The sequence below is a fragment of the Serratia sp. (in: enterobacteria) genome, from assembly GCF_051654945.1.
Taxonomy (GTDB): domain Bacteria; phylum Pseudomonadota; class Gammaproteobacteria; order Enterobacterales; family Enterobacteriaceae; genus Chania.
The window spans coordinates 555,514-570,675 of record NZ_JBOFZA010000081.1; the positions used below are offsets into that span (position 1 = coordinate 555,514).

Here is a 15,162-nt window from a genome sequence, read left to right on the forward strand (position 1 = left end):
CGCTAGACTCTGTAGCAATGGTAAAATAATGAGGGTTTTGAATGGATGTCATTGAGGGGCGCGAGTTACAGGTGCCTGACGCGGTCTATGCCTATCAACTCGACGGCAAGGGCGGTACTACGTCTATTGATGCTGCCGATAAGATCACCAGCGAAGAGCCGTGCTGGCTGCATCTGGACTATACCCACCCAGCCAGCGCCGATTGGCTGGCGACCACACCACTGATCCCTGATTTGGTCAGAGAGGCGCTTTCAGGCGAAAGCACTCGCCCGCGCGTGTATCGGCTAGGTGAAGGGACCATGATCACGCTGCGTGGCATCAACTTCAATGCGGATTCAAGGCCCGATCAGTTGGTGACGTTCCGTGTCTACATCACCGACAAGATGATTATCTCCACCCGGCATCGCAAGGTTTATTCTATTGATGAGGTGGTCAATGAATTGCAGAATGGGCGGGGGCCAACCAATTGCGGTAGCTGGCTGGTAGAGATCGCAGATGCACTCACCGACCACACCAGCGAATTCATCGAGGATCTGCACGACAAGATCATCGATCTGGAAGATGCGTTGCTGGAACAGCAGACTCCAGAGCGTGGACAACTGGCACTGATCCGTAAACAACTGATCGTTCTGCGCCGCTACATGGCACCGCAGCGTGACGTATTTTCACGTTTGGCCAGCGAACGCCTGCCCTGGATGAATGACGATGAGCGCCGCCGCATGCAGGACATAGCCGACCGCCTGGGGCGTGGGCTGGACGATCTGGATGGCAGCATTGCCCGTACCGCCATCATGTCCGATGAAATTACCACCGTAATGGCCGAGGCCATGAACCGCCGTACTTACACCATGTCCCTGATGGCGATGGTTTTTCTGCCAACCACCTTCTTGACCGGGCTGTTTGGAGTCAACCTGGGGGGCATCCCGGGCAGTGGTAGCCCACTGGCGTTTGCCTCTTTCTGCTTTATGCTGGTGGCATTGGTGGGGGGCGTTGCCTGGTGGCTGCGGCGTAGCCGCTGGCTATAAACACAATTAGTGGCGATAACACGAGTAAAGTTGAGCAGTATCAACATTTGCTAACGCGAACTGCGGCATCCTTACTCTCGCAGGTGAATGCAACGTCAAGCGATGGGCGTTGCGCTCCATAATTGTTTTACTTTCTTATTTTTAGAATTATTGCATAGCACATTTAATTCAATACGATGCCGGTCTAACCACCGGCATTTTTTTATGCTTTTTCCTTCGTTCTATCCTTCCTAAGCTTCGTAATTCCATTAACCACTTGGGGTCAGTTCACATGCTGCGCCCGATCCGCGCCCTTATCAGATTAAGCTGCGCTTTCATCCCAGAAGCTGGCTTCTATCTTATGCCCATCCAGATCGCGCACAAAACAGCCGTAATAGGCGGCACCGTAATGGGGGCGTGAACCCGGTTCACCGTCGCCCTGTGCCCCAGCGGCGACCGCCTGCTGATAAAACTCATCAACCTGCTGTTTGCTGGTGGCGAAGAAACCAATATGCACGCCGTTGGCGGTACAGGCGGGTTTACCGTCTATCGGCACTTGCAGCCAAAACTCGGGATAGTCACGGCCATAACCGATAGCACCAGGATGTTCCATTACACGTCGACAGCCCAGAGCGCCAAGAACCTGGTCGTAAAATTGTGCAGCGGCATCAAAGTTGTTGGTTCCCAGCGATACGTGGGAAAGGCAAGGGGTGATGTTCATCGTCGGTCTCCTTATGGCTGTATAAAAACACAGTATAAGGTAAAAACCGCACTGTCAGGTATTTTATGTGTGAATTGTGAACAGGATCGAAAATTGCGTGGGGAAAACCTCCGCCTGCGGGGCAGGCGGAGAAGGGACGGGACTATTTGATTTCCAACACGTTCAGGCGTTCAAACGTGGGTGAACCGTTATCATCCGCGTCTTCCGGCTGCCAACCTACCGGTTGCAGCGGAATATCTTCACGGTCAAAAGCCAAATCGCCACCATCGACCACTTCGCTGCCGTGGTGAATACCTTTGAAGTCAAACAGCTCGGTATCGCACAGGTGCGAAGGCACCACGTTCTGCATGGCGCTGAACATGGTTTCAATACGGCCTGGGTAGCGTTTGTCCCAGTCGCGCAGCATATCGCCGATCACCTGACGTTGCAGGTTAGGCTGAGAACCACACAGGTTGCACGGGATAATCGGGAATTCTTTCGCAACCGAGAAACGCTCGATGTCTTTCTCGCGGCAGTAGGCCAGCGGACGGATCACCACGTGTTTGCCATCGTCGCTCATCAACTTGGGTGGCATACCTTTCAGCTTGCCGCCGTAGAACATGTTAAGGAACAGCGTTTGTAGAATGTCGTCGCGGTGATGGCCAAGGGCAATCTTGGTAGCACCCAGTTCGGTAGCGGTACGGTAAAGGATACCGCGGCGCAGACGCGAGCACAGGGAGCAGGTGGTTTTACCTTCTGGAATTTTATCCTTCACGATGCCGTAGGTGTTCTCTTCGACGATCTTGTATTCCACCCCCAGGCTTTCCAGATAGGCGGGCAGGATATGCTCAGGGAAGCCGGGCTGCTTCTGGTCGAGATTTACCGCGATCAGTGAGAAGTTCACCGGAGCGCTTTTTTGCAGACTGCGCAGGATCTCCAGCATGGTGTAGCTGTCTTTCCCGCCAGACAGGCAAACCATGATGCGATCGCCTTCCTCAATCATGTTGTAGGCCGCGATCGCTTCACCCACGTTACGGCGCAGGCGTTTTTGCAATTTGTTGAGGTTGTACTGCTCTTTTTGGCTAATCGTTTGATTTTCTGACATTTAAATCGTACTCGTTCTCAAATTGGGTGCGCATTGGCGGTATGACACTTTTAGCGGGCAAGTTTAGCATTCTCTGGGGGGATCTGTTCATTATTCATTTGATCGCTGCATATTTGCCATCTTCCAAGGCCCTCTACGTTCTATCACAGCCTGGAGGCTAACATCGGTTTAATGGTCTCAGCTTGGGTTAGTATGACCCGGAGTGCTTACAAGCGTATTCCTTTCCTGGCGAAGTGCGCTTTATCCTAACCCACTACGGTTGTCCGCATCGTTGTTACTGAAGGCGTTATGACGATAAATACGCCTTGTTTTAGAATGATTTTTGTTGCTGGCCGTTGGGCGTTATGTTGTGTGCAAAAGCGTGTGAACATTGATCATTTATGAGGGTGATTGGCACGCGTTGTATAATTAAAGCGAGTTAAATTAAGATGATTTATTCACATAATAAATGAATTGGCCGCCGTTTATTATTATGTCACTGACACAATAGTGAACCAAAATGGAAAAGTGTGATCAAACCCACTAAAACGCTAATGGTAATGATTATCACTTGTATTCAATGTGATGGTAAAATAGAATAAATAACAGTCAACAGATAGAGTGTTCCATATATAGTTAGCGGTAAAATTTCTTTTTGAGATGCAGGGGCGAGTGAATTTGGTAGCGAATGCTTTTCATGGTGAGTACTGAGATGGGTCCATGAATCTAGTTCAATAGGATATTGAAAAAATTCACCATAAGGAAAATCCAGATAAGTCATGATTTATTTAAATTTGCTTCAGAGCACAGCAACGCTCATCTACCGACGTTTAATCAATGTGCAGTGGCTATTATTCGTGTTGGTAGTGGCGGCCATTGTTTGTATTGCCGGGGCTTTTAACTTGGCTACCTATCTCGCCTATCAATTGGACGATGGATGTTATCGGAAACAGCAGTGCTCTATCTGGCGTATTGAAACACGTTGGATTTCTCCAGTCAGTGGTGAAAGTGGCATTTGGGCTACCAGTCCTGCACCGTTAGCGGCAATGATCCGTTCTGGTTTTGAGGGGAGTTTTCTGGTTTCATCTTTTATGCCGATCCGCTCTAACATTCAGGTTGATGAAATTTTCCATACCCGGGATGCAGCATTCTCAAATGAAGGCACAACGCTGGATGTATTTAACTGGGATGTGCTTGCAGGTAAGCAACCCAAGTTTCTGCAACCTGGGCAAGCACTGATTGTTCAGGAGGAAGCGGAGAGGTTGTTTGGCAAAGGTAACGAGTCGGTGCTGGGAAAAAGCTTTAAAATTAACCTTGAAAAAAAAGAGAAGACATTTACTGTTGGAACAGTGATAAAATCATTTCCTGGCAATGCGTTATTTCAACCAAAGCTTATCGTAATCGTTGATGCCCAGAAAGGAAACCTGTCTACAATACATCGTGATGGTTTGCGGGGAATACCTGTTGAATGGTTTAAACCAAATGTTTATACCTTTATAAAACAAGCAGCAGATAGTCAGCCTACGAATCGTCTATTGAGCCGTTGGGCATTTCGTAATCAGGAACGCGATATGTCAATTCTTATGGGAAGTTTAGTAAAAAACGTTCCAAATTTGGGTGGGTGGCAACCTGAATTTATTGCACGTTCGGCGATTGAAGCGCGTTTGACAGCAGGTATTTATGATAATCTATCTGAAATCGTGACACCCTCGGCACTGATGTTGTTGGCAACGGTGATGATACTACTAGTCATATCCAGTATTGTTGTTGTCTGTTTTTGCTTTGCGATAACTGGCACCTCACTGGAGGCCTTGTTTAACTCCCTGACAAGGATAGGGATACCTAGATTCTACTTCTATCGTTTATTTATAGGGTTGACTATTATATTTTTACCGCTGACAGTATTAATTGGTATCCTCCTCGGAAAAATGGTATCGCCATTGCTTTCCAAATATTTTGGATTAATGAGCATCAACTATAACATTGGTTTTGAATTTGAATTCTACTTTGTGTTCGTGGTAAGTTTATCTCTGATCGTTGCTTCAATGGTCGGTCTGTATGGTGCCAATAAGGTGTCTAAACAGCGAGTCCAAAAGGTACTCAGTAGTTTGGCATTCGCCAGCGGACTGTTTGCGACAGGGGTGTTGGTCGTTTTTGCTATGCAGCAGCAGTATCTTGTCAAGAAACCATTGGGTTTTAATTTAAACAATAAGTATGTTGTGGATATTGATGATCGTAGCATACTGGCCCCACGGCTCGAGCTTATTAAACGTGAGTTGAGGTCAATTGTTGGCGTCAATGCAGTGGCTGCGACGAAAAGTATCCCGGGTGATAACGAATTTGAATTTATTGAAATGCGTCAGTATGACCGCACTAATTTAAGAAATCATCGGGTTCAGGCTGTTGCGGCAGAGGTTGAGTTACTATCGATGCTAGGTGTCGAGCTACTTGTTGGGGAGTACGTATCGAATGATACTAGTAAAACGCAAAAGACGACAAATAATGTTGTTATTAATCGTAGCGCAGCGACCCTGTTGGGGTTTGATAACCCGGCCGAAACAGTTCAACAACCGTTGGCAATATTTAACTCAGATGATATTAATCTTGCCTTACGTATTCGTGGAGTGGTTGAAGATTTCCACTATCTGCCGCCGATTGAACCCATTGCTCCGTTGCTCATTTATCAACGACCTGAGCTTTATAACAAACTGGTCATACAATATGATGGTAGGTATGCACAGGGAATGAGTGGTGAGATAGACCGAGTAATGAATGCTACGCTACCGACGATACAGTATAAAAAATATCTCTTGGCTGATTATTATAAGAGTTACAACAAAAGCATGTGGGTAGTAAGCCGTCTGGTACTTCTGAGTTGTTGTATAGCATTATTAGGTGTTCTTGCTGCAATATATGGGGCTACGCGTTTTTTAACTCTGAGTCGCAAAAGGGAAATTGCTATACGCCGTTTGACGGGGGCTAAAGTGAGTCAGCTTCTTCCATTTTACCTTAAATGTTTCTCTTGGCCGATTTGCTTGGGGGCGCTGTTTTCTGTACCCAGTTCCATCGTAATGAGTGTTTTTTGGTTGGGTAATTTTTCATATCGAATTTCTATTCTTGATTATTACGTGGTGTTTTCTATTGCGGCTTCAATGGTTGCAGTAGCGCTATTAAGTATAGCCGTGACCTTTATTTTTGAAACACCCGTACTAACGCGTGAGGAACTATCGTTGTTGGATCGTTAACCCATCAATTTAAAGGAAGAGATGTATGAGGCATATTCTGGATATAGATAAAAGCCATTCTGTAGAGTTTGAGCTCTATATAGAGGAAATTGATATTTCTCATAGTAGAGCATCCACAAGTGATTGCTTATCATCGGCAAGTTCATTTGCTTCGGCAGGAGGGTGCATAGGGTCATTTTCAAGTGTGGGTAGTGTAGCCAGCACTGGCGGAAGTGGAGGCGGCGGCGGTGGTGGTTGTGATGGCTGTCATTAGCGTTAACGGACTTCTTTAAACCCTGCTGTTTTTGGCAATATATATCTTTGGTTTTTCATATTGCAGCCTCTCAGGCTGCAATATGAAATCTATCAGAACCGATACCTATTGCCCATCTGATTTATAGACAAGGCTGCATGGAAGTGATAACCGACATATAGGTAATGACAATGAAGAATGGTTTGGGAAGAGTGGCATGAATGCTTTGCAGATAAAAACAAGTTTATCACTAGACCGAGTGATAAAAAGCTATGGCAACCATCAGGTTATCAAAGAAATATCTTTTACAGTGCACCCTGGCGAATTTATTTGCCTGCTAGGCCCAAATGGAGCAGGGAAAACCACGCTGTTAGAAATGATTTTAGGTATCCGCACAGTTGATAAGGGGACGATCACCGTTCTTGGGCAGCAATCCAATCAGTTGGATCAGAAAATGAGAGCGCGTATGGGCGTTGTCCTTCAATCCCAGGGGCTACCCGTTAAATTGAAAGTGGGCGAATACCTTAAGCTTATTGCTACAGCTTATAATATTCACGCAAAAAAGAGCGACCTCAGCGAAAAACTGGATATCGATCAGCTATGGAATACCAAGATAGGCCAGTTATCAGGTGGGCAACTGAGAAAGGTGGTTGTTTATGCAGCGTTATTGTCTAAGCCGGAATTGTTAATCATGGATGAACCAACGAGCAGCCTTGATCCCTATGCACGGCTTTGCGTCTGGAACGATCTTAAAAGATTGTGTTTGCAGTCTACTCGGCCTTCGGCAGTATTACTGTCAAGTCATGATATGCGTGAGGCAACAGAGTTAAGTGACAAGGTACTGATTGTGCATCAAGGGAGTATTGTGGCACAGGGGACGCCGAAGCAGTTGATAAACGAACATTGTCCCAAACACCAGATAAGCGTGCCCATTAAAAATATGGATCTTTTTAAAGATAAGTTGTCAACTTTAGATGATGTCCTCAGACCATCGCTGATTTCCGAATTGAGTGTCGATGGGGCTCATGTTGTTTATACCAAGGATCGTTTAGCCCAGGTAACAAAGTTGATAGGCAATGATAGTTTTGCTATAGAACGACAACGTGAATATGTGCCCACGCTAGAGGATGTTTTTATTGCGGTAACCGGAGTTGATTTGAATTAATTTTTGTGATTCTGCGGTCTGATGTGTCAAATCTGAGATTATAAACCATTGGGTTTAAAATTAACGTCTATTAATATGAATAGGTGGTTGACTCATATGTTACAACTGTTATTTCGCAATCATCAATTGTCAGTGTTAGTTGTTATGGTTAAAAATAACATACTCGAATACGTTAGGGATTTTACCTCGGCTTTCTTTACCTTTATTTTTCCACTAATATTCATTGTTATTTTCTCTGCAACGGGTAATTCACAATCAACGCCACAAAAAATGCGAATTAAAATATCTGGACAAATTGAGAATTCGCAAGCGCAAGAAGTCATCAAGGCATTAAGAGACGTTCCGGTATTCAGCCTATACAACGTCGTTACTGTTCGTAATAACGTAACCTCGGACCAGACGGCGATGCGGCAAAACGTACTTGCTGCGAGTGACGCCGCTGTTATCCATTTTACTACTGACGATCATGGTAAGTTGGTGGTACAGGTATTAGGTTGGCGAGCCTTGGATGGGTATCTCAAAACAGCGTTCCAGGCAGCGGAAACTATTTATTTAGATAGCAAACCTGCATTTGAGTACCAATGGCAACTTTTGCAGCCAGATAAGCCGGTTGTTTATCAGTTATTGCCTGCGTTTTTTGCCATGGCACTGCTACAAATCGGTCTTTTTGGTACTTCAGCACCCTTATTACAGCAGCGGGCTAATTCCGTATTACGCCACTTTATGATTATGCCTATTTCCTCAGTAACTTTGATTTCCTCATTACTGATTGTACGTTTAATCATGGCCGCTCTTCAGATGTTGGTGATGTTTCTCATCGGTCATTACTTTCTTGGGCTTACTATTGATGGCAGTGTTTTTTGGTTTGTCATGTTGTTGATGTGTGGCACTTTATGTTTTGTTTCTATGGGATTCGCGATTGGTGGCTTTATGCGTAATGCCCAGGTTGGAACCTTCTTTATCCTTATTTTGAATTTTTTAATGCTCGGGTTTGGAGGTATTTTCATTACCAGTAACTATGAGGGGTGGGCAGGCGTAATTTCATATGCGTTACCTATAGGATATCTAGTTGATGGTTTGAAGACTGCAGTGACAGGAGTTGAAGGCAGCTTTTCTTTGTTTATGAATATTTCCGTTTTGCTTGCCTGGACTTTATGTTTGGTTACTTTTTCAATTAAAACCTTTAAATATGATCTTCATGGTGAACTATGAATAAATTTTCACGTATGGACAATACGGAGTTTAACCACAGGGAACGTGATGAAGCGGATCCTTGTTGGGTATATTTCAGAGTGCTATTTGGCAGGTATTATTATGTTTGTGACCACGTCATTTGTAATGTATTACCTTTGATTTCAAAAAATGTCAGATTTAAGAAGTGTTTTTTTGTGCGCATTCTGGAAAATGACGGGTTAGAGCTTCGAGTCCGTTTTTTAACCGATAGCATTGCTGTGAGAGAGCAGACTGCAAAACAACTTGCAAATATCTTACAGAATGCCATCTATGAGTTTCCACTGATTCCAGAAAGTACCTATACGTCAATGTTAGGTGATCATGATAAAAGCATTATTCACTCTGGACTACCCGCTCCACGTTTAGTGGAAGCAATGTATGAGCCTGAATTTGATAAATATGGCCATGGCGATATGTTATCTTTGATTGAAAGCCATTTCGATTTGTCCAGTAAAATTGCCCAAGAGATTATTTATGCTGAATTATATCAAGAGCGATCGAGAAAATGGATTGCCTGCCCTTTAATGCTAGAAGTGGTTAAGGCCATTAGTATACATCGTGAAGCAGCCGATTTTCTTAAGGATTACACAGATTTCTGGCTCTATTCTATGTTAAACGGTGCTGAGTATTTGCCTGATTTTGATCGCAATATTCAACGCGTTGAATCAGAACAGTTTGATCCCACTGCGCTGTCTCATCTTTTGCCTCAGGAATGCGCACTGCTTGAGCAGTGGCGCGGTTCGTTACGCGCCGTACTTAGCTCGACAAAAAAAGACATTGGGAAAAGTCGTAATTTACGCGATAACCTGATTTTCAATATGTCACATTTATTATTTAATCGCTTGGGGTTTTCTGTGATTGAAGAGGCATACATTGCTCGGGTGACAGCTTATTTTTATGGACGCCGCATATGAGTTACTGGATATTTGATTCTTACCAATTCCGCCGCCATTGCTCTTTTGCAAAAATTATTGATCCACTGGGGGGGATTGTAGGGCGATTTTCCCAAATTGAAACCCGCGAGCTCGGTGTGCCGTCTTATCATGGAATGTTCGCTAATTTAGGCGATCTAAGCTTGAGCTATCCATGGATACGGCGAAACGATGGAAGCAATATTGGTACCGACGTTGTTGGTGGTGCTGGTAGCGGCAATGATCCTTATACCGGTTGTGTGCGCGCAGTAGCCGAAGCCGCAGAACGGTATGCCACTTCTGTCTTTGTTCCCGATGAGGTCTGTATCGCCACCGCACAGGAACTCGGCAACGAGGCAATAGACTATCGTCGTTTTCCAAAATGTAGCGCGCAGGAGTATGCTAATCCACATGCTTTACTACGTCCATTTGATCCAAACAAACCAATCCGCTGGATACGTGGATATTCTGCAATTGCAAAGCGACCCCTTTGGGTACCGTTAGTGATGAGCCATATCGTTTATGATCAAGCCATTGACGAGATGTTTTGGCTACCCATCACGACAGGGGTGGCCGCACATACAGATCCCTATCAGGCTGCGGTGAACGCAATATGTGAATTAATTGAGCGAGATGCTATTGCGTTAACGTGGCTCGCCAAACTACCTCTTTCGCGTATTGAATTTGATACTGTGCCGCCAGCAAGTACTGCAGCTGAGTTTAGGACGCTTGAGCGTATGCCATTACAGCAGTGTTTTTTTGATGCTACGACAGATTTTGGCATTCCCATTGTTTATTCGCTACAGATCATGGAAGGGCATCCAAAAGCGTCAAATTTCGTGGCCTGCAGTGTTGAATTCAATCCTTGGGACGCTTGCAACAAAGTGATTAGGGAAGCAATCAATGGCCGAACCAGTCTAGAGTTTGAACGTAAAGTCCCCGAACAACCGGATCAATTTTATTCACTGGAAGATGGAGCCCACTACATGGGGCAAGCCAGCCAGCACGAGGCGTTCAATTTTCTATTGTCATCAGGTAACTCTATCCCGATTAGCCAGATGAAAGCGCCACCAATCAACTCACCGCAAGAGCGGTTATTGTGGTTAGTGGAGCGTTTTCGTGCGTTAAATTTCGAGTTGGTTCTGGTTGAATTGACCACCGACGATCTCAAGGATGCGGGTTTAACTGTGTTCCGGGCTATTTGTTCGGATTTGATGCCCTTGGATTTTACTCCAGCGACTCGTTTTAAGGGGCATGATCGGCTGTATGACTATCCCGAAAAAGCCGGCTTTGGTCGACCCAAAGTGACGGATTTAAATCCATATCCGCAGCCTTTTGCTTAGGTTTTGGCGACAGGATAATAAAGGTATCGCGTAAGTTATGGGAAGGAGAATGGGGTAAATGAAAAAAAAGAACATACTACTATTACACAATGGAGATTTTGCTGCTGCAGTGGTTGATAAATTCGCAGAGCGTATTATGAACAGTGAGAGGCTCAACTGGCAATACTCTATAGTATCCGTTAATGATGGTCTTTTGGAGATACCGCAGTCATTGAGTGATTTTGAGCATGTCATTGTATCGAGCCAAACAGAATTGTTTGAGCTGAATACCACATTGTATCAGCGATTACGAAAGTGTTCTGTTTGGTTGCATTTTGTTTTATTGCTGGAAAATTCGCTCTTTCTTGGCCCAAACTTTAGGCTGGACAGTCCTGGATGTTATGAGTGTTTCCGACACCGAAGGATGACACATCTGATGGATAGCAACCTGGCATCGTGGGAGAAAACGATAGAGCGACATCTGGCTGCGGATCCTTCAAAAGGCGTATCAGGTTATCCACCTTTGTTCCCAAGCATGGCGGTCGAGCATCTTTTAAAAGTTATCGCAAAACCTGATCCCTATATAAACCAAGCGTTTTATGTTTCAGCAGTGACTCATTCTATCAATACGAGCGATATTCTTCCATTACATGGTTGTCAGTGTCGGAATAATGAGGTGGATGCAGAGAGATATTATCGGCGATTACAGAGCTTATGCTCTCAACCTGACAAGGCGCAACCCACAGCGTAGTTATCTAAAACAATGGATCTTTTGGTGAGGGGATAATCATGAGTATCGTTACGACCAACAAATCTTCCGATATTTTAAAACGCTATAGAGAAGATGCGGAACTTAGGCGTTTTGTACCGGTTAAGCCGATTTTTCCGGTCGAATACTACGTTATTCCATTTGGCCAGGATACGTTTCTGGTACTCGGTTCTGTGGAGCGGCATGCGATCAAAAGTAGTTTGGATATTGCCAGTTTTCGCTATCTTCTGGGGTTGATGAATGGCACACGCGAAATTAACCAGATTGAGGCAGAGGCGGTTTCGCGCCTGAAACCGTATGAATTCAGTTATGACAGCATTGCTGAGTTAATTTGTAGTTTACATGACTTGGGTCTGTTGGAAGAGGGTAACGAGCAGCTACAGGAAATGCCCGGTAATATCTCCGTCAATACACGGGCATTTCTTGGCAGAATGTGTGCAGCCAGCGGGCTATACCCTAATCGTCAATTTATGTGGCAACAGCTCTCTGCCACCCGTGTCACCCTTTTGGGCAGTGACACCTGGTTACCCCATTTTGCATCATACTTAACTGAGGCGGGTATCCAACTGGTGGATGCGAAAGAGGCAACATTATTAATAGTGCTCTATGAAAATGAAGCTGAACTAAAAAGTGCTTATCACACGTTAACCTGTATAAATAATTTAAGTGAATGCACTACTCTAGAACGAGATGTGCTGTTTGTTGGTTTTATTAATCAGCATCTACTCTTCGGCCCCATAACTCATCATCGACGTGCCGAAAAATTTATTGATTGGTTGCCCTGGTATATCAACCGTTGTCGACCAGCTTATCTAACCGACCCTGCAAGTGGAGATCTGAGAGCAGTATATGCTGCATCTGCATTGTTTAATATTGTTACAGGTATCGGTGACGTAACTATTTATGAAGCTGTCAGCATGATAACTTTTGATGCAGGTGGTGCTGGTGTTGAACAGCAATTTTATGCCGTATCGTCTTACTTCGGCCCAAGAGATTGGCAACAGACTGATGACGAAGATCGGGCATGTGAAATACTGCTGACCGGGGCAGCATTCAGTGCCGGTGAAATGTTACCCGCGAAGTACACGTCGCCACGGGTACATCGTAAACATTATTTTGCACAGAATATTAAGTTGACGAATAGCCCACGGGAACAATTTTATGGTGTGCCGATAGTTAAGCTGCCCAGCATAGAGCAAAGTCAGTCAGTCCCCTTGATGCCTGAGCATCGTTTATCGATACTTTGCTACAGTGGTTTTGGTAAAGATAATGACAAGCGCTTAACTCCTACAGGAGGAGGACTGGGGTCAACGGAACTCATTGTCTTCCTTAACGATAAGGCGTGCACATCTTCAACATATGCGTTTATACCAGGTGTCTATCGCTACCGGCCAGAACACCATTGCTTAGAAAGGCTGGCCGATTTGCCCCATGAGTTTGGCCAAATGCAACATGTCTATGCGCACTTTCTACAGGTATCGCTTTTTCAGCGGGTCTATAAAAAGTACTACTCAGGGGCGTTTAAAATTATCAACTTGGATGTGGGTGTCGCTTCCAGTGCAATGCGTTGGGCGTCTGATTATTGTTGCGTAGATATCACCACTGTACCTGAGATCGATCTGGCCAAATTAGAGGATGAACTTCCCTTGCCATGGGGGGAAGGGCGTTACTCTACGGCCATACTGTTACAAATCACAGATCGCAACAATAGCTGTGCTGGCACCCTGCAACGGAGAGCGAATAAACAGCGATTAAACCACAACAGCGGAATATTGTTTGCAGATAACGTATGGAAGGTCGAGGAGTTCAACAGCTTTCATGTCACTCGCTGCCTGTTGGAAAGAGCGAAATGCTCTCTGCCCGAAGCCCCTGTTCAAACTACGGAACTTGCCTCAACTCCAGTTCTCAATGACTTTATTTCGCTGATTAAATCACGCAGAAGTTTTCGCCAGTTTGCGGAATGCACACTCCCTGAGTCATTACTAGCTAGTCTACTGGTCGAGGCGCTGCGAGCTGCGAGCCAACATTATGTAAAAATTGCTGTGAACCATCTGTTTTATTGGACTATCGACAATCAGCGTAAGCAGCTATGCCGCTACGATGTCAGTACTGCACAATTGATACATTCTCCCTTGGGTTCCGAACGCATTTTCAATCAAGAGTTATTTCTCCGTGCACCTGCTGCATTGATCGTTGGCACCAACATCAAAGCACTTGCCAGCGAACTGGGGGCCGCAGGTTTGAAAGTGGCTTATCAATGTGCTGGCGCAGCGCTTCATCACTGTGGATTGGTTTTAGAGCATAAAGGGTATAAATCCTGTATCGCCGGGGGGGTGATCGCAGAAAATTTCGCCGCTCTTTTACCTGATTCTGACAATGAATATCAACCTTTAGGGGCCATTTGTTTTGGATATCCGGAAAAGTAATGCTGCGGCACAACAGCATTTACCGTTGTTTTGCGTTGGAACAGTAGTCATGCAGAAGGGGGATTTAGTATTTATTATTCCCCATTTAGGGGAACAGATGTTAAAGATCAGCGGTCCTCCGGCTAATATTGTTCGTGGTATCTATCTCGGCCTGTCATTCGATGCAATAGAAGAGGATTTGAAAAGACAGTACACTGATAAGTGCGATGCCAGGAACATGATTAATAGATTGCTGGCAGAATTAACTCGTCGCAATCTTTTTCTATCAGAGGAACAACAGACTCATGAAGGAAATGGCTGGTTGCTTTCCAGCATTAATCAGGTTTTCGTAAGAACAGCTATGCGCAATGTCCAAAGCCAGTCCGGGCGCGGCCTCTATTTAGGGATGCTATCAAGCTGTATTACCCTGTTTCTCTTGGTATGGGGACTGTTGATGTTCAACATCAATATTAGTGAGGTGAAATTAGCCAGCGCACCTGATATAGCCGACATTATTGTATTGATTATCGGAGTCTTTTCATGGCTGGCTGTGCACGAGTTGGCTCATATATTTTTTGCTGGAACCCACGGTGTAAGCATATCTGCGTGGGGTGTTAAGCGATTCGGGGGAATGTTGCCCTTGCCGTTTGTCGATACGAGACGAGCCTGGGTTATTGATCGATGGAAGCATGCTCAGATCGCACTAGCTGGACCTCTGTTTGATGTATTTATACTGGCGTTATTGTTAGGGGCTGAACTTTTTCTTCCGGTTCTACCTGGTGGCGTACATCTTATTATCATCTTTGGAATGATTATGCTGATGTCAAATATAAACCCTTGTAAAGAGAGCGACCTGGCTTTGATGCTACAAGCGATTGCACGCGATCCGGAATTGCGACGAAAGGCAATGATGAAAATAAACCATGACAGGCAAGATGCCGCAGTGGTAGGGCACTATCGGATCGTTATTTTCTGTTATGTTCTGATTTTTATTACGCTAGTTATCTCAGTGGTATTTCAGGTGGCACTTCCATTCATGCTTACCTGAAACCTTTAGTGTATATAGGTACCTCTTTGATTTTCTTGATTATC

At 45.0% G+C, this 15,162-nt stretch carries 11 protein-coding genes; 9 read left to right on the forward strand and 2 right to left on the reverse strand.

Features of this window, described 5'->3' with window-relative positions; translation table 11 throughout:
- The first annotated feature begins 41 nt into the window (after positions 1-41).
- A complete protein-coding gene (gene zntB, locus ACRDCA_RS19040) occupies positions 42-1,025 on the forward strand; it encodes a zinc transporter ZntB (protein ID WP_438690923.1) in 984 nt (327 codons plus the stop codon).
- Positions 1,026-1,326: 301 nt separating this feature from the next.
- Here the strand turns inward: zntB and ACRDCA_RS19045 are convergent, their stop codons facing one another.
- Together ACRDCA_RS19045 and ttcA are read right to left on the reverse strand one after the other, a co-directional pair.
- Positions 1,327-1,725: a VOC family protein gene (locus ACRDCA_RS19045; RefSeq protein ID WP_438690924.1), complete on the reverse strand. Its 399-nt coding sequence runs from the start codon at positions 1,723-1,725 to the stop codon at positions 1,327-1,329.
- Between the two features lie 142 nt (positions 1,726-1,867).
- A complete protein-coding gene (ttcA, locus tag ACRDCA_RS19050; protein ID WP_438690925.1) occupies positions 1,868-2,809 on the reverse strand; it encodes a tRNA 2-thiocytidine(32) synthetase TtcA in 942 nt (313 codons plus the stop codon).
- A 758-nt stretch (positions 2,810-3,567) separates the two neighbouring features.
- Here ttcA and ACRDCA_RS19055 point away from each other — a divergent pair.
- The 8 genes from ACRDCA_RS19055 to ACRDCA_RS19090 all read left to right on the forward strand — a co-directional run bounded on the left by ACRDCA_RS19055 (position 3,568) and on the right by ACRDCA_RS19090 (position 15,118).
- A complete protein-coding gene (locus tag ACRDCA_RS19055; RefSeq protein WP_438690926.1) occupies positions 3,568-6,033 on the forward strand; it encodes a hypothetical protein in 2,466 nt (821 codons plus the stop codon).
- Between the two features lie 449 nt (positions 6,034-6,482).
- Complete coding sequence (locus tag ACRDCA_RS19060) at positions 6,483-7,430, forward strand: ABC transporter ATP-binding protein (RefSeq protein ID WP_438690927.1); 948 nt, start codon at positions 6,483-6,485, stop codon at positions 7,428-7,430.
- Between the two features lie 96 nt (positions 7,431-7,526).
- Positions 7,527-8,642, forward strand: a complete 1,116-nt coding sequence (locus ACRDCA_RS19065; protein ID WP_438690928.1) for an ABC transporter permease — start codon at positions 7,527-7,529, stop codon at positions 8,640-8,642.
- Complete coding sequence (locus tag ACRDCA_RS19070; protein ID WP_438690929.1) at positions 8,639-9,577, forward strand: thiopeptide-type bacteriocin biosynthesis protein; 939 nt, start codon at positions 8,639-8,641, stop codon at positions 9,575-9,577. Before ACRDCA_RS19065 ends, ACRDCA_RS19070 begins: the two co-directional genes overlap by 4 nt.
- Positions 9,574-10,917, forward strand: coding sequence for a YcaO-like family protein (locus tag ACRDCA_RS19075; protein WP_438690930.1), 1,344 nt, complete (start codon positions 9,574-9,576; stop codon positions 10,915-10,917). Before ACRDCA_RS19070 ends, ACRDCA_RS19075 begins: the two co-directional genes overlap by 4 nt.
- A gap of 58 nt (positions 10,918-10,975) precedes the next feature.
- Complete coding sequence (locus ACRDCA_RS19080) at positions 10,976-11,647, forward strand: hypothetical protein (protein ID WP_438690931.1); 672 nt, start codon at positions 10,976-10,978, stop codon at positions 11,645-11,647.
- Positions 11,648-11,685: 38 nt separating this feature from the next.
- On the forward strand, positions 11,686-14,091 hold the full coding sequence (locus ACRDCA_RS19085) for a nitroreductase family protein (RefSeq protein WP_438690932.1): 2,406 nt from the start codon (positions 11,686-11,688) through the stop codon (positions 14,089-14,091).
- On the forward strand, positions 14,072-15,118 hold the full coding sequence (locus tag ACRDCA_RS19090; RefSeq protein WP_438690933.1) for a hypothetical protein: 1,047 nt from the start codon (positions 14,072-14,074) through the stop codon (positions 15,116-15,118). Before ACRDCA_RS19085 ends, ACRDCA_RS19090 begins: the two co-directional genes overlap by 20 nt.
- Positions 15,119-15,162: the final 44 nt, after the last annotated feature.